Source organism: Micrococcaceae bacterium Sec5.1, from assembly GCA_039636795.1.
Taxonomy (GTDB): domain Bacteria; phylum Actinomycetota; class Actinomycetes; order Actinomycetales; family Micrococcaceae; genus Arthrobacter.
This window is the reverse complement of record CP143430.1, coordinates 4702669-4721003: the sequence shown is the minus strand read 5'-3', so window position 1 is coordinate 4721003 and position 18335 is coordinate 4702669. Positions and strand designations below refer to the sequence as shown.

Here is an 18335-nt window from a genome sequence, read left to right as displayed (position 1 = left end):
TTCCTTTAAGCCTTGGTCAGGATCGCGGTCGGAGCGTCCGCCGCGGTCTCTGCCAGCTCTTCGAACTCGTTCACGCCGTTGATCTCAACGCCCATGGAGATGTTGGTGATCTTTTCCAGGATCACTTCAACAACGACGGGAACCTTGAACTCGCCCATGAGTGCCTTGGCCTTGTCGAAAGCGGCAGGCAGATCGTTGGGGTCCTCAACGCGGATGGCCTTGCAGCCCAGACCTTCGGCAACCTTGATGTGGTCCACGCCGTAACCGTTGGTCTCCGGGGAGTTGATGTTCTCGAAGGCCAGGGAAACGTTCTGTTCCATGTTGAAGCCGCGCTGGCTCTGACGGATCAGGCCCAGGTAGCTGTTGTTCACCACAACGTGGATGTACGGCAGGTTGAACTGTGCGCCAACGGCCAGTTCCTCGATCATGAACTGGAAATCGTAGTCACCGGACAGGGCAACAACGGTGGCATCCGGGGTTCCACGAACAACGCCCAGAGCGGCGGGAGCGGTCCACCCCAGCGGTCCGGCCTGGCCTGCGTTGATCCATTTGCGCGCACCGAACACGTGCAGCATCTGTGCGCCGGCGATCTGCGACAGGCCAATGGTGGACACGTAGGTGGTGTCGCGGCCGAAGGCCTTGTTCATCTCCTGGTACACGCGCTGCGGCTTGATGGGCACGTTGTCGAAGTTGGTCTTGCGGTGCAGGGAGCCCTTGCGCTCCTGGCACTCGGCAACCCAGCCCGAGTAGTCCGGCAGGGTCTTGGCTGCCTGGCGTTCGCGTGCCAGTTCCAACAGACCGTCCAGCGCCGCACCGGCGTCGGACGCAATGCCCAAGTCCGGCGAGAAAACGCGACCGATCTGCGTCGGCTCGATGTCGATGTGCACGAACTTACGGCCGGCAGTGTAGGTGTCCAGGCCGCCGGTGTGGCGGTTGGCCCAACGGTTGCCGATGCCGATCACGAAGTCGCTCTGCAGGAACGTCTCGTTGCCGTAGCGGTGCGAAGTCTGCAGGCCAACCATGCCGGCCATCAGCTGGTGGTCGTCCGGGATGGAGCCCCAACCCATCAGCGTCGGGATAACCGGAACGTTCAGGATCTCGGCCAGCTCAACCAGCTGGGCCGAAGCGCCGGCGTTGATGATGCCGCCACCGGCAACGATCAGCGGGTGCTGGGCCGAGGTCAACATGTCCAGGGCCTTTTCCAGCTGCTTGCGGGAAGCCCTGGGCTTCTCCACCGGCAGGGGCTCGTAGGCGTCGATGTCGAACTCGATCTCGGCCATCTGAACATCGATGGGCAGGTCCAGCAGGACCGGGCCCGGACGACCTGAACGCATCAGCTGGAAAGCTTTCTGGAACGCGCCGGGAACCTGACCCGGTTCCAGGATGGTCATTGCGAACTTGGTCAACGGCTTGGCGATGGACTCGATGTCCACGGCCTGGAAGTCTTCCTTGTGCAGCTTGGCAACGGGTGCCTGGCCGGTGATGCAGAGCATGGGGATCGAATCGGCCTGGGCTGCGTACAGGCCGGTGATCATGTCCGTGCCTGCGGGGCCCGACGTGCCGATGCAGATGCCGATGTTGCCATCAGCTGCGCGGCTGTAGCCGTCAGCCATGTGGCTGGCGCCTTCAACGTGGCGGGCCAGCGTGTGGCGGATGCCGCCGTGGGCACGCATTGCTGAGTAGAAGGGGTTGATCGCTGCGCCTGGCAGGCCGAAAGCCTCGGTGGCGCCTTCCTTTTCCAGGATGGCGACTGCCGCATCAACGGTGCGCATCTTAGCCATGGTGTACTCCTTGTTTGTTGCCCTTGCGGGCGAAGTCTGGGGTGTTTTTGGGTGTGGTGAGGGAGCCGCCGTCGTTTAGGTACGACGGCGGGTTCCCTACTGTGTTGCTTTGTTGCCTCTTGGGCGGCTGGGTTAGCTGCGGCCGCTGAGCTGGAGGACCTGCTTGAAGAGGCCCGAGTGGTCGAGGCCGCCGTCGCCCTGGTTGACGGTTGCGGCGACGAGCTGGGCGACGACTGCGCCGAGCGGGACAGCGACGTTGGCTTCGCGGGCTGCGGAGGTGACGATGCCGAGGTCCTTGTGGTGGAGGGCCAGGCGGAAGCCGGGGTCGAAGTTGCGGTCGAGCATCTTCTGACCCTTCTGGTCCAGGACCTTGGAGCCGGCCAAGCCGCCGCCGAGGACCTTCAGTGCTGCGTCGGTGTCTACGCCGTAGGCCTCAAGGAAGGCGATGGCCTCCCCGAGGACCTGGATGTTGACGGCTACGATCAGCTGGTTTGCTGCCTTGACGGTCTGGCCGGAGCCGGACGGGCCGACGTGGACGATGGTCTTGCCCACTGCGTTGAGGACATCCTGTGCTGCCTCGAAGTCTGCAGCTTCGCCGCCGACCATGATGGAAAGGACGGCGTCGATGGCGCCCTGTTCGCCGCCGGATACGGGAGCGTCGAGCGGGCGGATGCCTGCTTCTTTGGCGTCTGCTGCCAGTCGGGCTGCGACGTCCGGGCGGATGCTGGATGCGTCGATCCAGAGTGCGCCCTTCTTCGCGTTGGCGAAGACGCCGTCCTTGCCGCTGACAACACCCTCGACATCGGGGGAGTCCGGGACCATGGTGATGACGACGTCGGCGTCCTTGACTGCGTCCGCGATGCTCGTGGCACCCTGGCCGCCCTCGGAGACGAGCTTGTCGATCTTGTCCTGGCTGCGGTTGAAACCGGTGACCGTGTGGCCGGCCTTGACGAGGTTGATGGCCATGGGGAGGCCCATGATTCCGAGTCCGATGACTGCAACGTTGCTCATTGTGGTTCTCTTTCTGAAAGTCTTTTTAGCTCAGGTGTGCTGGACGGCGAGATAGCCGCTTTGGCGGGTGCCGCCGTCGTTCGCTAGTTGGCGTTGGCGCGCTGGCGGATGGCCCAGCTGAAGGCCGATTCCTGCGGTTCCTTGTACTCGAGGCCGATGTAGCCGTCGTAGCCGAGTTCGCGGCTGCGGGCGATCCATTCGCCGAGGGGGAGGGTGCCGGTTCCGGGAGCGCCGCGGCCGGGGTTGTCGGCGATCTGGATGTGGCCGAAGTCCTTGGCGTGGTTCTCGATGACGGATTCGACGTCGTCGCCGTTGACTGCCAGGTGGTAGAAGTCGGCGAGGAGCTTGATGTTCTGGGCGCCGGATTCTGCCTTGACGCGGGCGATGACCTTGAGGGCGTCTTCAGCGGTGAGGAGCGGGTACTTGGGTGCGCCGCTGACCGGTTCGAGGAGGACAGTTCCGCCAATACGTGCGACGCCGGCCGCTGCGGTTGCGAGGTTTTCGGCACCGATGGCGTCCTGCTTCTCGGCGGATTCGCCGTCGATGCGGTTGCCGTAGAGGGCGTTGAAGGCCTTGCAGCCGAGGCGCTCACCGATGCCGGCGACAACGTCGATGTTGTCCTGGAACTCGGTGGAGCGTGCCGGCCAGGAGACCAGGCCGCGATCCCCGCCAGGCATGTTGCCGGCGTTGAAGTTCAGACCCGTGAGCTGAACGCCGGCGTCCTTGATGGCGTTCTCGAATTCGGTTACTTGTGCGTCGGTGGGGACGGAGGTCTCGAAGGGCCACCAGAACTCGACGGCGTCAAAACCGGCTGCCTTCGCGGCGGCGGGGCGCTCGAGCAAGGGCAGTTCCGTCAGGAGGATGGAGCAGTTCACTGTGTACGTCATCGTAGGTCCTTCCGAGGAGGGGGCTTAGGTCTATCTTCCGGGTTGGCTTGGCTGCTGCCTTGGTGCTTGGCTTCACTTTCCGCCTTGTGGAATTTAGATTCTGCTTTATGAAAAGTTTAGGCAAGGTGGGGGTGGGAGTCAAGGGGGTGGGTGACGAGGGTGGGCGTTTGGGATACCAACGTGTCGCGGCTAGAGCCCTAAACGTTTGGATGCAGCGCGGTTCGACCTGTGCGCGGGTATGCTTTGCACGAATGCTCGTTGTGGCCAGCGCAGGGGCTGTTCGGCGCGGCGCTGCGACTCAGCGGCACGCCGGGGGCCTAAGGCGGGAAGCTGGACAGGCGGGGAAACTGCCGGTCCTCGAAGGGCAAAGCAAGATTGGCCGACTTCATTCGTGCCAAATGATAGGCAGGGGTCAACCTGCATATGCGTTGTTTAAAGCACGGGAGTAGAAGTGGATGCGAGAACTCCCGCCCCCTTACGAATTTGGCGTTTCCGCAGGTCAGAAGCAGTTTTGCATTCCTTCATGATCGTGGGACCGTCATCTGGATTTGATCCGCTATCCTCGGTGGCGCCCCCGGCCAGCACCTTCGGGCCTCGACCCTAACCCAGCGACTCGGCACGGCTTTCAGCAGCCGAGGGGCCAGACTCGGAACCCTGCATGAACTCACCAAACTCACCCCGGTCGCCATCATCGCCGAGGCCCTCGGCTACTCCCCGGCCACGATCGATCGCCACGCCATTGATTCATCCACCAACTACGCCCAATACACCGCCTCCGACAGCGCTGGCAAAGATGCAAGCTTAGACAAGGCCACCCAACGCTTCAAATAGCTGCTGACACGTCTGTTCCTGATTCGAGCCAGCGGGTGAACCGCTCTTGGTCCTCCTCTGCCATGGGCCAGGTAGAGTGCTGCACCCAAATGACGGTTCCACGCCCACAGATGCGTGGACCTTCATACATGCGCAGCTCATCGCCCGGCGCTACATCCCGCCAAGCTGGCACACCTTCAAAGTAGAAGGGCGCGATTACAGCGCGAACTGTTTCACCCGGATGAATGTCCTCCCGAGAGAAACCCAATACCGGCGCACCGGCTTGCTCGCCATCGGCCCAACCAGGCAATCCCCAGTTCGGCCGGTACCTGAATCTAATCTTCACCGCAGAACCAGCGAGCAGAGGCGTCTCCCGTCCGCCTTCTGACGTCGGCACGACATACAGATTGATCCCTATGGCCACAGTGGGGAGGATTTCCATGATCGCAGTGTAATGGTGACAACACCAACGCACATTGAAAGGCCAAAAGCGCTAACTCGTCCCACATCAACACGTCTCGCTGCCAGTCTAAGCCCGACTGTGGAAGTGCTACCGAACTACTGTCTCCTTAAGACTTAGGCGTTTCCTCAGGTAAGAATGGATTTTGCATTGCTTCATGCTCAAGGGCGGGTCACCTGGATTTGATCCGCTACGGCTGAAAGCTACAGGTTTCCTTCATCTAATGCATGTTTCCATGGTTTTGGGGTTGCAGTGAGTGGTGCCGCCGTTCCGGGGTTTGTCCCAAAGATGTTGGCGGATCCGGACGTTGGCCTATTCAGGGCCGGCGGGCGTGTTTTAACGGCCGTGCCGGATTGCTCGTGGGCGTAGATGCTTGTCCGTGGGCTAACGACGCAGACCATCAAGCAACGCTGCCAACTCCAAAGAACACCCGCGAGATTTTCGACCAATTACGCCCACAACCCGGCGCATTGCCGAGAGATGCCTCGATCGGCTCTGCATTGAACTTAGACTGCTGCTGGTTGATCTCCTCCAAGGAAGGAAGAGCAACTTCCGAGAGCCAAGTACTCCCAGTGGCCGTTAGTTCGTTCGCGAAGGTGGAGGTGCCGTCCCTGAACTGTTCGACTTTGCGCGTCTCGAAACCTTGGGCATCTATCTCGCTACCCATCCCCATAGGCTCTTCGTCGAAGCCCTGGTGCCAGTCCACTCGTTGGTACCGTTCCATAGCAACACCATAGGGCCCTGACCCCAAACGAAACTTAGCAAACGTCGCGCGCAACAAAAGGGTCTACTCCCCTCATGAATAGCCAGTCAGGCCAGTTGATTCTCATTGGCTTTAAATATGAATTGTGCATTCGTCTTCGGATCGGCCGACAGTGTGAGGAATGGATGGCGCCACCTCGTATCGAATGTCTGTCGACCAGGACATACTGGGCTGATGACCCAACTGAACCGACCTGCGCCCATCGTCCTAGATCTCAATGTTGAAGAAGTCGTTGATGGCGAGTGGAGTCGCGACCCCTCGCTGCTGCCTGCACTGTCAAGTAAGGGTGATAGCCCAGTTCCCGAGCATGGCGGATTCCGGGAGGCGTACAAACAAACCTATGAGGACTATGTCTATCGCTTCACAGAAACTGTCAACCGTATAGCGAAGGATAGAAGGCTCGGACAGGAAGTTCGTGTCGTGGCGGGCGACGTGCTTCGAAGCTGGTGGGAACCTCCGTTCAGTTCATCCGATGATGCGCTCTTCGAGGAGGCCCTGGAGCAGACGCCGCTGCCGAATCGAGACGAGATCGAAAAGTTTTGATGTCGCCGGGCTCGTCAGAGCTGTTTGCCGGTTACAAATGATTTGGGCTTATGGAATGTCGGCGAAACCAGAATAATGAACTGTCTTCGCGGTGACCTCGGGACTCGGGGAATGGTCAACATGGGCGAGCGTTGCGTCCTCACCCCGCGTCCCTACTCATAAATTCTGGCTGCAAGAAGCATATCGGCGATAAGTTCCCAGGAAGGTACCTCGGGGAGTGGTTCACCACGGTTCAAGAAGACACCATCCATATCTCGGGTCCATGCAGATAAGGATTCCAGGAACCTGTCCAGATCGGGATTCTCCCAGGATTCCGGATCTTCTTTCAGGTTATCTCTGAGTTGGTCAATGAGGTCAGCCAAGTCAAGCCGATTCATCCCGGGGATGGTTTCCGGAACCGATGTCATTGATTGCCTCCTCGAATCACGATGGACACTCCATCGTTCTTTGTACTGAATTTACGAGCCGCTTCCGTGGCGATTTCGCCCGGCGTGGCGATGCGAAATGGTATGGCCATACGAGCTGCTTGGAAAGCGGCTCGTCGCCGATTGTCCAACGAGAAGTAGTAATTTCCGTTTCGTTCGACTAGACGAATTGCTGGGAGATCCGCTGGATCCATGGACCCGCCGTTGAGGCCAGCTGCTAGCTCCGATACCCACCCCCGTTCCTGAAGGACGATTTGATGTTGTTTCTGGGTGAATCGGATTAGTGACGGATCAACCATGCCGCTCCCTGCAGTGACGCGTCCTCCCTGCATTACGGCAGCACCCAATTTTCCTACCAGAGCCAGTTTGCCAAGCTTGCAAGCCTTGCAATGCAGTACTCCGGGTTCAGGCTGAGTCCAGCCATCCTTCGAAAACCGTCTACTCCCGCCTCACGAATAACCGTGTACGCCAGTTAAAGTGCTGCGTTGGCCATAGGGTGGCATTCACTTCTGTTCGGTGAGTTGGTTATCGTCTCGTTGGGGCCAGTAACCGACAGACTGGAAGTATTCGGTTGCGTCAGCATGCTCTGTGAACTCGAGCAGGTTGCCGATTTTACGCTCCAGGACGTCGCGTACCTCGGCTGGTGTAGCGAAGAAGAACTCTTTCCGGAGGTTTGCCTGGTTCAGGGCGCGGGCCGCGAAGTGTTTGTGGAGTTCGTTCTCAAGGGTGACTGCATCTTCAGAGAAGTACAGGGTGTGAACGTCGAATCGGAAGGGGACAGATGCGCCACTGAGTTCGGCTACGCGTTGTTCTGGCTCCAGCCGGCGTGTGAGGCCGATCTTCACAACTCCTTCGCCAAAGGCTCCCCGGTTAGATATCACATAGATATACCCGGCCCTGATATTGGCAGCACGGAAGTCATTCTGGGCGATGGCCTCATCGACTTCTCTCAGCCGCTGTTCAAGTTCAGTGTCATATTGGCCGGAAGCGCCGAGGGCAGTAAGGGCATTGATGAGATGCGAACGTTCCTTGGCCAGCCGGGAGCGTTCCTCGGCGAGTTCCTTCTCAACGCGTTGTTCTTCGCGAAGGCGGGCCCGCTCTTCACGTTGGGCTTCTTTTTCTTCCTGCTTCTTCATCAACCAGTCAGCTGTCAGCTCAATCTCTTCCAAGCGGAGGTTATGGAATTCATCGCTGATGTGCATTTCCATAAGTGCTCCGAGCTTGGCGATGGCCACTCGCGATGCTTCCAAGCGCCGTTTCGCGGTTATGACGTTGCCGAGTTTCAGTGACCGGATGCTGTTGTCAGATTCGGCGTTATATGCCCTAAGCATGAGTTTTGCCAAGTCCTCGGTCATGCGCCGCCCCTTGGCCAAGGAATTGTCGAAGGTGAACATGTTGGACTTGATGATAGCGCCACCGGCCCGTACCAGGTCAGCGATGCGTGTTTCGATCTCACCCAGCCTGTCACGGTAGGAGGCCGCGTTCTCAAGTGGGTGGTGGTAGCGATAGATGCCGACCTCTTGCAGTACCAGTCCGTCGTTTAGCTCAACATACGACGCTGCCGCCGTCCCGGTCTGTTCAAGACGCTGCTTCAAAAGATTATTTTCGGCCTCAAGGAAAGCGATCCGGGCTGATTCAGAAGACTGACCACGGGACATGGGAACTACGCATTGGTCTTGCGTGTCAATCGCTGCTGGCGGGGTTTGAGTGAGGTCATCCTCACCAGTTTCAGCGGGCAGCCATAATAGCCAGCCCTCGGGAGGGGCTGGCCAGGCTGGATCCGGCGTCCACCCGGCCGGAGGGCGCCATGAGGGCGGCGGCTTTGGCCACCCCGGCGGAGGATTGAAAATCATTGTTTGCTCAGCCGACATCAGGAGGAACGCACTCCAGAGACATTGGCAGGAACCAGACCGAATGGATTCTTGGAGACTGAAGCGCCAAGATGTTCAAGTGTCGCGGACGGTACGACTGCTGAAAGATCAATGTCGGTGAAGACGTCACGCGGGACAGCTACTGCAACGAATGGAATGTAAGTGTCACGGCCCGTCGCCGGGTTGATGGTATTCGTTCCCACTTCCAACGAAATGCTCTGGATCAATCGGCGCCGGTCGGCTTCAAAAACTTCGTGCAGCGTACGCAGTGCGACCTGATGCACGGCACCGGCATATCGGTCCTTTGAATCCTTCTGAGACAAAGCAACGGGCGTGATTTCATCCGATGCTTTGACGTACTTGTAAGACTTGATCGTAGGAACACTGTCCGGGCCCGGCACGAGCGTTCGTAAGGCAAGCTCAGCAGTTGCAGGATCGAACTCGGATTCGTGCTCCACCGCGAACAACTCGGGGTACACGGAGTTGGCGAGCACGATTCCAACGTACTCCTGCACGGCATCGACGACACCATAACCCAAACTCGCGATCAACTGATCAAGAGACGCATTATGTTCGGCGGCTTCCGATTCGCGGGCAGCGCACTCTGCCTCGTAGACCTTGCGTGCCTGCGCAAGTTGCTCCTGCCTTTTCGCCTCAGCTGCTGCGTGCCGCTCGGCGAGTTGACGACGGCGCTCGGGCAGTTGCTTCGTCTCTTCCTCCCAGGCACCACGGGCAGCTGCGTACTCCGTTTCAGCCTGTGCCTGCGCTTCAGCCAGCTTCTTCTTCCGGCCAAACAACCCAGTCGGGGGAGCAGGAGGCTGAAATATTGGCTCTTCGGGATCCAAGAGGACGACAGGGGGAGGCGTCGGAATCTCAAGTGACCGATCAAACGGAGGATGCTTGGCCGTCTGCCGGAGTGCTTCAAGATCCACGTAGTCGTCAACCTCGAGAGTCGCCTCCAGAAGAGAATCGACGTGGTCGTATAGCGCAGAAAGTTCGGCATTCAGTTGCTCCACTTCAGCCTGTTTGGCAGCGACGTGGGCATCGGCGGCTTCCTTCTGCAAACGCTTCCGCTCAGCCTCCGAAGCCCTCTGGAACGCGTCAGCTGCCCTTTGCTCCGCCTTGAAAGCCTGTTCTGCCCGCCGGGCCGCTGCCGCGTGTTCACGGACTGCCGCCCGCTGTCGCTGTTCAGCCAGCCGCGCCTGATGCTGCATTTCCGCGAAAAATCCCCGACGACGCCCCATTACCAACCTTCCACTGAATTTTCGTTCACCATATCAAGGGTGTACGACGCTTTGTGTCGAATTTGACACAGCGACCAAAAGAGGTTGGAGGGGGTGTCCAGGTGAATCGCTAGCAGGCTCGAAGGTCGGGAGATCAGCACGCGCCGCCACCTTTCACCGCGCCCTCGGGAAGCATTTGCCCGATCACGACCAGAGCCATTGTCGTCCTCTGACGAAGGGTGACGTTTTCGTCTACCTCTAGTTTTCCATTCTCTGGTTTGGGCGGCGAGGTTACGAGGTGGGGTGTCATAGCTCATGCGGCGAGCTCCTTGCGCAAACGGTTCCACTCCGCCGTAGTCAGTAGTCCCTCAGCACGGGCCTTGACTGCCGCATCTCGCAGTCGCGTGCTGGGGACCCGGCCCAGACATTCGAGGAGAGCTTCGCTGAGCTGCTGGGCGCGGATCCCGCGGTAGCGAGTTAAAGTCGTACCGGCCTGAGCCTTGGTGACCTTTACAAAGGGGGGCATTGCGCGGCGGACACGACGGTCCGTCCCAACGGTGATTTTCGTAAGGTTCACGTCCCCTAGGCCGAGAAGTGCCAGGACAGATTCGCCGCGGAGGTAGGCGTCGTCTCCAGCGCGTAGTGTAGCTTCGGCGAACTGATCATCGTCCGTCGGAGGAATGTCGGTCATGCGGTAGAGGCCGTATCCGACGTGATCGAGGCCGCCACGGGCTGTGAGCTTCGGCAGTTCCACGGCGGGGACGCCAGCGGTCACTGCATTCGCGGTTGTGACATAACCATGGTTGTCGTAAGCGATCTGACGCAGCGCGTCCCGATAGGTTGCCCTCATGTCAAAAGTCTACCGTCAACGGTATGGTTTTGCCATTCGGCGGAACGAGATAAAACGTCAGAACTATACCCCTATCGGTATAGTTCTGACACCGCATCACTGTCCATGAGGGGCAACTAAAGGCCCTTCATCGCCCGTGCCCACCCGCCTCAAGCCCCGCACCCACAGCCGCCACGAACGCGTCCGTCTCCGCTGACCGACGGCTCTTCAACCACAGTGCCGAAGTCCGCCAAGCCAGCGGGTCACCTACCAATGGCCGCCACACAATCCCCGAAGGCAGCGGGGTCCACGGCTCCTCGTTGAAGTGCACGCCCCGGCCGGCCATGATCAGCCCGTGCGTGAAGTGCTGGTTTCGGGCATGAACAATGGCCGCAGGAAGATACCCGGCGTCCCTGCACGTATGCAGGAACGAGTCGTACAAGGTAGGGGCCATGTGCCGCGGGAAGATGATCAACGGATTCCCGGGCAGGTCGCCCAGCCGTGCAGAATCCAAAGAGGCCAGTGGATGCGAAGCATTCAGCACCACCCCTAGGGCCCGGGAAAACACCGGCCCCGACTCGAAACCCACGCTGCTCAAAGGGTGACGGACCACCGCTACGTCCAGTTCGCCGTCGCGCAGTCGCTCCACTTGCTCAACGGTGGTGAGCTCGTGCAGGTTCAATAGAACATCAGGGGCAAGCGAGCTAAACGAAGAAACCATCGTGGACAGCGCCACGGGATTCGTATCCGGCGGGACCGCCGCTTGGAGGATGCCTGACGCTCCAGGCCGGATCCGCCGCATCGATTCCTGCGCCATGGCCATGTGATCCAAGACCCCGCGCGCATGCTCCAGCAACAATGCGCCCGCCTCAGACAGCTCCACGCCAGTGCGCCGCCGATGAAACAGCTCCACCCCGAGTTCTTTCTCCAGGTCCTTGATCCGCTGCGAAAGTGGCGGCTGGGCCATGTGCAGACGTTGCGCTGCCCGGCCGAAATGAAGCTCCTCAGAGAGGACCACAAAGTACTTGAGATGGTGGAAGTCCATGCCGCACCATATCAGTTTGGTATCAAGTCGAGTAGATATTGATGTTAGACGGGTCACATTCGCCGATGGTCAGATGGGACTCAAGAAGCCCCAACGAACCAAAGGAATCTCCCCAATGTCCCAGGACGTCCTCTTCGAACAAACCGGCCCCACCGCCATCATCACCCTCAACCGCCCGGACAAGCTCAACGCCTGGACCGAAGCGATGCGCAGCGAACTCATCGACTACCTGGAAGGCCTCAAAGGCAACAACGAGGTCCGCACGGTGATCCTCACTGGCAGCGGCCGGGCGTTCTGCGCCGGACAGGACCTGGCCGAGACCGCCTCCATGAACCCTGAGGATCACGAGTCGGCGGAAGCTTGGATCGACGGTTTCGACCGCCTCTACCGCGCCGTCCGCAACCTCGACCAGATCACGATCGCGGCGGTCAACGGAGTCGCCGCCGGCTCCGGGTTCCAGTATTCGCTCCTTGCCGATCTCCGCGTCGGCGACTCCAAAGTCCGCATGGGCCAGCCCGAAGTCCTCTCCGGCATCCCCAGCATCACCGGCATCTGGGCCATGTGGAGCATCCTCGGCAAGTCCAAGACCTCCCAGTTCGTCCTCACCGGCGAACTCGTGGATGCTGCCGAAGCTCAGCGTCTGGGCCTCCTAAACTACTTGGCGGACGACGGCGGCGTGCTGGGCTACGCAAAGGATCTCGCCGCACGTTTGAGCCTCCTTCCCCCGGGCGCCGTTCGCTTGACCAAGAACCGCCTGCGCAGCTTGGAAGACGACGACCTCAGCGACGCCATGGCAGAAGCCAAGCGTGTCCATCGGGAGGCCTACGGCACCGGGGAACCGCAGCGCGAAATGGCCCGATTCCTTGCCGGCCGCCGCTGAAAGGACGGGATAAAAACCATGACAACCACAGCAACCCAAGACCGCTACACCGAACTGCGGAACAGCCACCGCTGGGAGGTTCCAGAGCTCTACAACATGGCCGTCGACGTCGCCGACCGGCACCCAAGGGACAAGCGCGCGCTCATCCTGGAGTCCGCCGTCGAAGGTCACCGCGAGGTGAACTGGGGCGAAATCCAGGACCGTTCCCGGCAGATCGCCGCCACCCTGCAAAAAGCCGGCATCAAGAAGGGCGATCGGGTCGCAGTCCTTCTCCCGCAACGCGCAGACACCCCGGCTGCCTACCTCGGTGTGCTCCGGACCGGTGCCATCCTGGTCACGATGTCCCTGCTCTGGGCCGCGGAGCCCATCCGGTTCCGGTTAGAGGACAGCGGCGCGTCAGTGATCATCGCCGAGGAGTCTGCGAAGCACCTGTTCAAGGATTACGAAGGCACGTTCATCGACATCGACAGCCCAGACATCGCCGCCGCCGAAGCAGAATTCCAGGACGTCGAAACCAAAGCCAACGACCCCGCCCTGATCTTCTACACCTCGGGCACCACCGGCCGGGCGAAGGGAATCGTCCACGCCCACCGGACCCTCCTGGGCCACAACGAGTTCGAGTACTGCCACCAGATCGGCGACGGCGATGTTTTCTACGGTGCGGGCGATTGGGCATGGTCGCTGGCCAAGCTCATGGGACCGCTCCGGCTAGGCGCAACACACTTGGTTTTCCGGCCCAACGGCGGCTTCGACCCCGCAGCCCTGCTGGACAGCATGAGTCGCCACGGCGTCACCAGCGCTCTGGTCAACCCGACATTTCTGCGGAAGATGCGCGAGGAAGTGCCCGACGCCGGTACACGCTTCCCGCTGTCCCTGCGGACGGTTTGCTCGTCCAATGAGCCGCTGACGCCGGACCTGATCGCGTGGTTCGAAACGCAGTACCGGGTGACGCTGCTGGATTATTACGGTTCCACGGAGTCCTACCCGCTGTTGGGCAACTACCCAGATGTGCCGGTGAAGCCCGGCTCGATGGGCCGTCCACTTCCTGGATGGGAGGTCCGCCTGCTGGACGAAAACGAGCAGGAAGTCCCCGTCGGTGAGACCGGCGAGATCTGCCTCCGGGCACGCTCCAACCCCCAATTTCCCTTGGGATACTGGAACATGCCGGAGGCGTCCGCCAGCGCATTCGGGGGCGGCTGGTACCACACCAAGGACCAAGCCTACGCAGACGACGACGGCTATTTCTGGTTCCTGGGGAGGACCGACGACGTCATCAAAACGTCCGGCTACCGGGTGGGGCCCTATGAGCTGGAGGCAGTCATTCGCGAACTCGATCCCGTGCGGGACGTGTCCGTCACAGGCGTGCCCGACGAGCTCCGCGGCCAGTCCATCAAGGCCTGGATCGAATTGGTGCCCGGTCACTCTGGGGGAGCGGCCCTGAGCGAAACCATCGTGGCTCACGTGAAGAAGAACTTCTCCCGCTTCGCGTACCCGCGATTCATTGAATACGTCACCGCGTTGCCGAAGTCGGCCACCGGAAAAGTCCAGCGGGCCCAGCTCCGCGAACTCCCACACGTTGTAGCCTCTCCCCACCTCGAAGGACAACAATCATGAATACGATGACCGAGAAAGTTGCTGAAACTGAGTCTTCCCCCCGGCGCAGCCTGAAGCGCGTCGCCGCGGCGGCCGCCGTCGGAAATTTCGTCGAATGGTTCGACTCCGCGGCTTATGCAGTCATGTCCGTCACCATCGCCAAGCTCTTCTTCCCCGATTACTCCACGACGGCGTCACTTCTGGCCGTGTGGGCGATCTTCGCCGGCGGCTTCATCGCGAGGCCGCTCGGGGCGGCTTTCTTTGGACGCTACGGTGACCGGATTGGGCGGAACAAGATGCTCGGCCTGTGCGTGGTGATCATGAGCGCGGCGACGTTCTGCATTGGCATCCTGCCGACGTTCGCAGTGATCGGAGTGTGGGCTCCTGTCCTGCTGTTCCTGTTCCGGGCGGTTCAGGGGTTCACGACCGGTGGCGAGTACACGGGGTCTTCCGCGTTCATCGTGGAGTACGCGCCGGAAGGGAAGCGGGCGACCTATGCCAGCATCATCCCGGCCACTGTTGGTCTGGCTTCCGTAGCGGGTGCGCTGCTGGGAGCAGCCATCACCGCGACCTTGAGCACCGCCGACCTTCAAGCTTGGGGCTGGCGCATCCCATTCCTTCTCGCTGCGCCGCTGGGTCTGATCGGTTTGTACATTCGGTCCAGAGTGGACGACACCCCCGTTTTCCGTGGTTTGGAGAAGAAGGGCGACGTGGCTAAGAAGCCGCTGGGTGATGCAATTCGTCTCTGCGCCCGGCAGATCTTCACGCTCTTCGGATACAGCATCACAAACGCCATCGCTTACTACCTGATGAGCAGCTACATGATTGCGTACATGACCTCAAGCCTTCATTACTCCAGTACGGAGTCGATGATCACGAGTGTGATTACGATGCTCGTCTACACGGCGGTCTGCCCTCTGGCGGCGCGTGCCAGTGACCGCTACGGACGCAAACGGATGCTGCTGGTGGCGTGTGTGGGATTCGTCGTCATGACGATTCCGGCCTTCTCGATCATGCCACTGGGACTTGGTTTCGCAATCCTGGGCACGAGCATCTTAGGCGCCTTGGTCGCCGTGATCGGTACGTCCAATGTGCCGGCTTTGGTGGAGATGTTCCCTTCGTCCGTGCGTGCCTCGGGTTCCGCGATTGGGTACACGCTGGCATACGTGCTGTTCGGCGGGACCGCGCCGTTCGTTGCTACCGGGCTCGTAGCGGGCTTCGGGACGCCGCTCGCTCCCGCCTTCTACTTGATGGGCATGGCCCTCGTGTCCGCCGTCGTTGTTGTTCTGTTCTTCCGGGAAACGAAGGATCTGTCGCTCTCGCGGACGACGGTTTTGTAGGGCTTCTTCGGGGTGGGTTGGTGCAAAGCCTCTTTGCACTAATCCACCCTTTGTCGTTCGGTATGGGACCCGATCGTTTGCGCCGCGAATGACAAGCTGACGTCTCCGACGCATGTCGTGCGGAAGTAGATGTGACCAGGGACTACATGAAATTGCTGAGGCGATCGTGCCAACGGGAAATTTCTTTCTCCTTGCGCTTTCGTTCCCTGCTGGGAAGTTCACAAAGGCCGGACCGGAGCGTTTCGTCAAGTCTTTTCCACCTAAAGTGTGCCCAACGTTGCGACTGCAATCTTGCGTTCAGAATCATGCCGCGTACTGGCCACCAAATCCCATGGTGAAGATCTCCGTCGTTCAAAAGGCCGAGTACATAAGCCACCTGTGTGGCAGCAATGATCCAAACCATGACCGCAAGCGGGAGATAAGCAAATCCGATGGTGGCTATAGCTATGGCAGGCCCTAGGAAAAGGGCCAGGCTCTTAAGGACGACCCCCGTCTTGCGCCAACCCCGGTTCACCGCAGTGATTCCTGTTTCTGCAAGCCACCCGGCGATGAGAAGGGTAACGCCTCCAACGTAAGCGTTGAAGAGGAACAAACTTAGCGCCACTGATGCCGTCGCGGGGTTGCCCCAATCCGGCTTGACCTCGTCCGTCATCTCGGCGAGCAAGAGAACGACGCAGGTAGCACCGAAAGCAATGATTAGCCATCTCCAGGCAACGTGCCACAGGTACCACCGGCGCGGTGGGGTCTGCTGTATGTTTGTTCTCCAGCGGCCTCCCCAATTTTGAAGGATCATGTCTCTTCGAAAGGCAGTGTGGTTTAAATTCCATGTCTTAGCGACAGACTGCAGCCCGAAATAGCCGCTGCTTGGTACGGCTAGAAGCAAGACCGTCCACAAAGCAAGAGATGTCACTGCAACTCCGATAATCGACCTGAGCCAGTCAACGTGGTCGACGTTCGTAATAATCCAGATCAGCCCTCCCGCGGGAGCAGTGGATGCTCCGATGACTGCAGCCCATTGTATGGAATTACGAAAGCGCAGAAGGATAAATGTTCTGACCGCCCCGTCCGCGTCAGGGCTATCATGAGACTTCATTTCGATTCGGTTAATGGCTAACAGCAGCCCCCCAAATGCAAGAAAACCAGCCAATCCGCTCGTATCGAGCGCGAAGATTTCTAGAAGTTTCTTTAGCCGAACAAAATCGATGACATGACCGTTGGTGAATACAATCCATCCGGGCGCTAAGGCAATAGTCAAGATCATCATGACGGCGCCAGCCGGAATGTAGAGGACAATAAGCAGCGCCGTCCCTACCAATCTGGAGTGCTCCGAGCGACCTGCAGCGTGAGATTCATTCAGAGACGGCTGGTTCAATCGACCGGGCCTAGCAGCCATGCCGGCCTAGGGATCGGATAGGGATGGCGAATTCCTCTCGTAGACGATAGGGCTACTCTTGTCACCCTGGGACAAGTTATGTCGAGGCGCAGACATTTTCCTTGCGTGGTTGGGGCCGTCACGCCTCGGGGTTCTGCGGCTTAATGTCTTGCGGAGTTTGTTGCTGCTTTTCGGAAATCCGCGATGTGGCAACTAGGGCGGCCGCGACGGCCAGAAATAAAACGCCCACCCAAGGCTTACTGAAGAACATCATGGAAGCCGCCAACAAGAACAGCGCTGCTCCGATTAGAGACAAAATCTTCATTCTCAGTTCCATCCCGTTCGGAAGTAGGTTCATCTAGACGATAATTCACGACTACGCGTCATGAATTGCCTGCTCCGAAGGCTGATCAGCGCCCCCAGAAGACGGACTGTAAAACCGGCCATACTTAGCCAGGACCAAATACATGACGACGGCTGTGACCAATCCCAGGAGGGGTCCGGCCCAGAACGCCATGGACGTTCCATGAATGAGGATCGCCGCAGCCGTGAATGCGGAGGCCAGAAGGCTAATCGCTGGTGCATCTGAGGCCGGCTCCCGATGGACCTTGCGGCCGATCTGACCATAGTGGAGTCCCTGCAGGATGATGAACAGGATAAATACACCCAGAACAACCAGGGGCCATGGCCAATCTGCCACAGTCGCAACTGTGAGGGCGAGCCCATAAGAGATGGCTAACCCTAGCCAGTAGCTTCGGATCCGCATGGTTGACTTCGCGTTCATCGTAGGTCCCCCAAAGATTCTTCGATACGCGTGTGAAGGGCAAACGCAAGAATATCAAATCGATAGCTAAATTGCCTATGCCTGCCGGAGCCCATCCCGTAGGGTCCTTGAATGGGGAAAATACGATGGTCCGTCGGGCTCACACTAACTGCGGTGTCAGCTCTCACCGTGGCGGGCTGCGGGACGCCAGTTACAGTCACTTCTGAGTCGACCACTCCCACACCCACGGCAGCCTGCCCCAGCGCGGGCACTGAGCCTATGCCGGACAGAAACTGCGCGTTCTACGACGGTGACGCAGCAATGGCCGCGAATGAAACTTATCGCCAGCGAAGGTCCTTATCCCCGGACATGAAGACGCGGCTGGAGGCGTACCTTGAGCCGGCACGTGTGGCACTCACATCACTGGGGACGCAAGCGAACCCAGAGAAGGTGAGTCAGGCCCTGGAATCCGTAGGTCTGAACAAAAGTGAGATTCAGACAGACGATATCGGCAGCGGCGTCAGATTCGGAGCTGCAGCGCCAAGCGGTGGTTGCGTCCATGGATACGTTTCGCTCGAGGGCGAGGTGGGCATCGCCCCAGATGGAAGCATTATGGACGGCGGTTGTCTCGAGATGATCGGGCATTGATTCCCACCACCTAGACCACCTTTCCCCACCACCTAGATAGCGCCACGCAGCACCTATCTTTGGGGCATTCCACCACCTAGTTTCAATTTCC

General features: G+C 59.7%; 18 protein-coding genes and 1 pseudogene. 4 read left to right on the top strand and 15 right to left on the bottom strand.

The window, feature by feature from the left end:
* Nucleotides 1-5 precede the first annotated feature (5 nt).
* From gcl to VUN82_21530, 6 genes and pseudogenes are all read right to left on the bottom strand, one after another.
* Nucleotides 6-1781: a glyoxylate carboligase gene (gcl, locus tag VUN82_21555; protein ID XAS71638.1), complete on the bottom strand. Its 1776-nt coding sequence runs from the start codon at nucleotides 1779-1781 to the stop codon at nucleotides 6-8.
* A 132-nt stretch (nucleotides 1782-1913) separates the two neighbouring features.
* Nucleotides 1914-2810: pseudogene (locus VUN82_21550) on the bottom strand (2-hydroxy-3-oxopropionate reductase).
* Between the two features lie 65 nt (nucleotides 2811-2875).
* Nucleotides 2876-3679, bottom strand: coding sequence for a TIM barrel protein (locus VUN82_21545; GenBank protein XAS71637.1), 804 nt, complete (start codon nucleotides 3677-3679; stop codon nucleotides 2876-2878).
* A 600-nt stretch (nucleotides 3680-4279) separates the two neighbouring features.
* On the bottom strand, nucleotides 4280-4414 hold the full coding sequence (locus VUN82_21540) for a hypothetical protein (protein XAS71636.1): 135 nt from the start codon (nucleotides 4412-4414) through the stop codon (nucleotides 4280-4282).
* A gap of 88 nt (nucleotides 4415-4502) precedes the next feature.
* Nucleotides 4503-4931 (bottom strand): hypothetical protein, encoded by a 429-nt coding sequence (locus tag VUN82_21535; protein ID XAS71635.1) that lies wholly within the window; start codon nucleotides 4929-4931, stop codon nucleotides 4503-4505.
* Nucleotides 4932-5349: 418 nt separating this feature from the next.
* Nucleotides 5350-5673, bottom strand: coding sequence for a hypothetical protein (locus VUN82_21530; protein XAS71634.1), 324 nt, complete (start codon nucleotides 5671-5673; stop codon nucleotides 5350-5352).
* 213 nt (nucleotides 5674-5886) lie between these two features.
* On the opposite strand from VUN82_21530, the gene VUN82_21525 reads away from it, so the two are divergent.
* Nucleotides 5887-6255 (top strand): hypothetical protein, encoded by a 369-nt coding sequence (locus tag VUN82_21525; GenBank protein XAS71633.1) that lies wholly within the window; start codon nucleotides 5887-5889, stop codon nucleotides 6253-6255.
* A 152-nt stretch (nucleotides 6256-6407) separates the two neighbouring features.
* Here the strand turns inward: VUN82_21525 and VUN82_21520 are convergent, their stop codons facing one another.
* From VUN82_21520 to VUN82_21500, 5 genes are all read right to left on the bottom strand, one after another.
* Nucleotides 6408-6662, bottom strand: coding sequence for a hypothetical protein (locus tag VUN82_21520; GenBank protein XAS71632.1), 255 nt, complete (start codon nucleotides 6660-6662; stop codon nucleotides 6408-6410).
* Between the two features lie 521 nt (nucleotides 6663-7183).
* Nucleotides 7184-8275 carry a DUF4041 domain-containing protein gene (locus VUN82_21515; GenBank protein ID XAS71631.1) on the bottom strand — a complete coding sequence of 364 codons (1092 nt, stop codon included), beginning with the start codon at nucleotides 8273-8275 and terminating at the stop codon, nucleotides 7184-7186.
* Nucleotides 8276-8550: 275 nt separating this feature from the next.
* The gene (locus tag VUN82_21510; protein ID XAS71630.1) at nucleotides 8551-9765 is read right to left on the bottom strand and encodes a hypothetical protein; all 1215 of its coding nucleotides are present in this window, start codon (nucleotides 9763-9765) and stop codon (nucleotides 8551-8553) included.
* A gap of 322 nt (nucleotides 9766-10087) precedes the next feature.
* A complete protein-coding gene (locus tag VUN82_21505; protein ID XAS71629.1) occupies nucleotides 10088-10624 on the bottom strand; it encodes a hypothetical protein in 537 nt (178 codons plus the stop codon).
* A gap of 127 nt (nucleotides 10625-10751) precedes the next feature.
* Entirely contained in the window at nucleotides 10752-11648 is an 897-nt protein-coding gene (locus tag VUN82_21500) for a LysR substrate-binding domain-containing protein (protein ID XAS71628.1), read from the bottom strand.
* A gap of 115 nt (nucleotides 11649-11763) precedes the next feature.
* Between VUN82_21500 and VUN82_21495 the strand changes: the two genes are divergently transcribed.
* From VUN82_21495 to VUN82_21485, 3 genes are read left to right on the top strand one after another with little or no spacing between them, the layout of a single operon-like run.
* Nucleotides 11764-12528, top strand: coding sequence for an enoyl-CoA hydratase/isomerase family protein (locus VUN82_21495; GenBank protein ID XAS71627.1), 765 nt, complete (start codon nucleotides 11764-11766; stop codon nucleotides 12526-12528).
* Between the two features lie 18 nt (nucleotides 12529-12546).
* The gene (locus VUN82_21490) at nucleotides 12547-14142 is read left to right on the top strand and encodes an AMP-binding protein (protein XAS71626.1); all 1596 of its coding nucleotides are present in this window, start codon (nucleotides 12547-12549) and stop codon (nucleotides 14140-14142) included.
* Entirely contained in the window at nucleotides 14139-15461 is a 1323-nt protein-coding gene (locus tag VUN82_21485; GenBank protein ID XAS71625.1) for an MFS transporter, read from the top strand. Before VUN82_21490 ends, VUN82_21485 begins: the two co-directional genes overlap by 4 nt.
* A 142-nt stretch (nucleotides 15462-15603) precedes the next feature.
* On the opposite strand, the gene VUN82_21480 is transcribed toward VUN82_21485, so the two are convergent.
* The 4 genes from VUN82_21480 to VUN82_21465 all read right to left on the bottom strand — a co-directional run bounded on the left by VUN82_21480 (nucleotide 15604) and on the right by VUN82_21465 (nucleotide 18241).
* Nucleotides 15604-16725, bottom strand: coding sequence for a hypothetical protein (locus VUN82_21480; GenBank protein ID XAS71624.1), 1122 nt, complete (start codon nucleotides 16723-16725; stop codon nucleotides 15604-15606).
* Nucleotides 16726-16972: 247 nt separating this feature from the next.
* Complete coding sequence (locus VUN82_21475; protein ID XAS71623.1) at nucleotides 16973-17158, bottom strand: hypothetical protein; 186 nt, start codon at nucleotides 17156-17158, stop codon at nucleotides 16973-16975.
* A gap of 51 nt (nucleotides 17159-17209) precedes the next feature.
* On the bottom strand, nucleotides 17210-17617 hold the full coding sequence (locus VUN82_21470; GenBank protein XAS71622.1) for a hypothetical protein: 408 nt from the start codon (nucleotides 17615-17617) through the stop codon (nucleotides 17210-17212).
* Nucleotides 17618-18016: 399 nt separating this feature from the next.
* On the bottom strand, nucleotides 18017-18241 hold the full coding sequence (locus tag VUN82_21465; GenBank protein XAS71621.1) for a hypothetical protein: 225 nt from the start codon (nucleotides 18239-18241) through the stop codon (nucleotides 18017-18019).
* Nucleotides 18242-18335 lie beyond the last annotated feature (94 nt).

Coding starts and splice junctions, on each gene's coding strand:
- gcl (XAS71638.1), bottom strand. CDS start 1,781: ATGGCTAAGATGCGCACCGTTGATGCGGCAGTCGCCATCCTGGAAAAG.
- VUN82_21545 (XAS71637.1), bottom strand. CDS start 3,679: ATGACGTACACAGTGAACTGCTCCATCCTCCTGACGGAACTGCCCTTG.
- VUN82_21535 (XAS71635.1), bottom strand. CDS start 4,931: ATGGAAATCCTCCCCACTGTGGCCATAGGGATCAATCTGTATGTCGTG.
- VUN82_21530 (XAS71634.1), bottom strand. CDS start 5,673: ATGGAACGGTACCAACGAGTGGACTGGCACCAGGGCTTCGACGAAGAG.
- VUN82_21525 (XAS71633.1), top strand. CDS start 5,887: ATGACCCAACTGAACCGACCTGCGCCCATCGTCCTAGATCTCAATGTT.
- VUN82_21520 (XAS71632.1), bottom strand. CDS start 6,662: ATGACATCGGTTCCGGAAACCATCCCCGGGATGAATCGGCTTGACTTG.
- VUN82_21510 (XAS71630.1), bottom strand. CDS start 9,765: ATGCAGCATCAGGCGCGGCTGGCTGAACAGCGACAGCGGGCGGCAGTC.
- VUN82_21505 (XAS71629.1), bottom strand. CDS start 10,624: ATGAGGGCAACCTATCGGGACGCGCTGCGTCAGATCGCTTACGACAAC.
- VUN82_21500 (XAS71628.1), bottom strand. CDS start 11,648: ATGGACTTCCACCATCTCAAGTACTTTGTGGTCCTCTCTGAGGAGCTT.
- VUN82_21495 (XAS71627.1), top strand. CDS start 11,764: ATGTCCCAGGACGTCCTCTTCGAACAAACCGGCCCCACCGCCATCATC.
- VUN82_21490 (XAS71626.1), top strand. CDS start 12,547: ATGACAACCACAGCAACCCAAGACCGCTACACCGAACTGCGGAACAGC.
- VUN82_21485 (XAS71625.1), top strand. CDS start 14,139: ATGAATACGATGACCGAGAAAGTTGCTGAAACTGAGTCTTCCCCCCGG.
- VUN82_21480 (XAS71624.1), bottom strand. CDS start 16,725: ATGATGATCTTGACTATTGCCTTAGCGCCCGGATGGATTGTATTCACC.
- VUN82_21475 (XAS71623.1), bottom strand. CDS start 17,158: ATGAAGATTTTGTCTCTAATCGGAGCAGCGCTGTTCTTGTTGGCGGCT.
- VUN82_21470 (XAS71622.1), bottom strand. CDS start 17,617: ATGAACGCGAAGTCAACCATGCGGATCCGAAGCTACTGGCTAGGGTTA.
- VUN82_21465 (XAS71621.1), bottom strand. CDS start 18,241: ATGCCCGATCATCTCGAGACAACCGCCGTCCATAATGCTTCCATCTGG.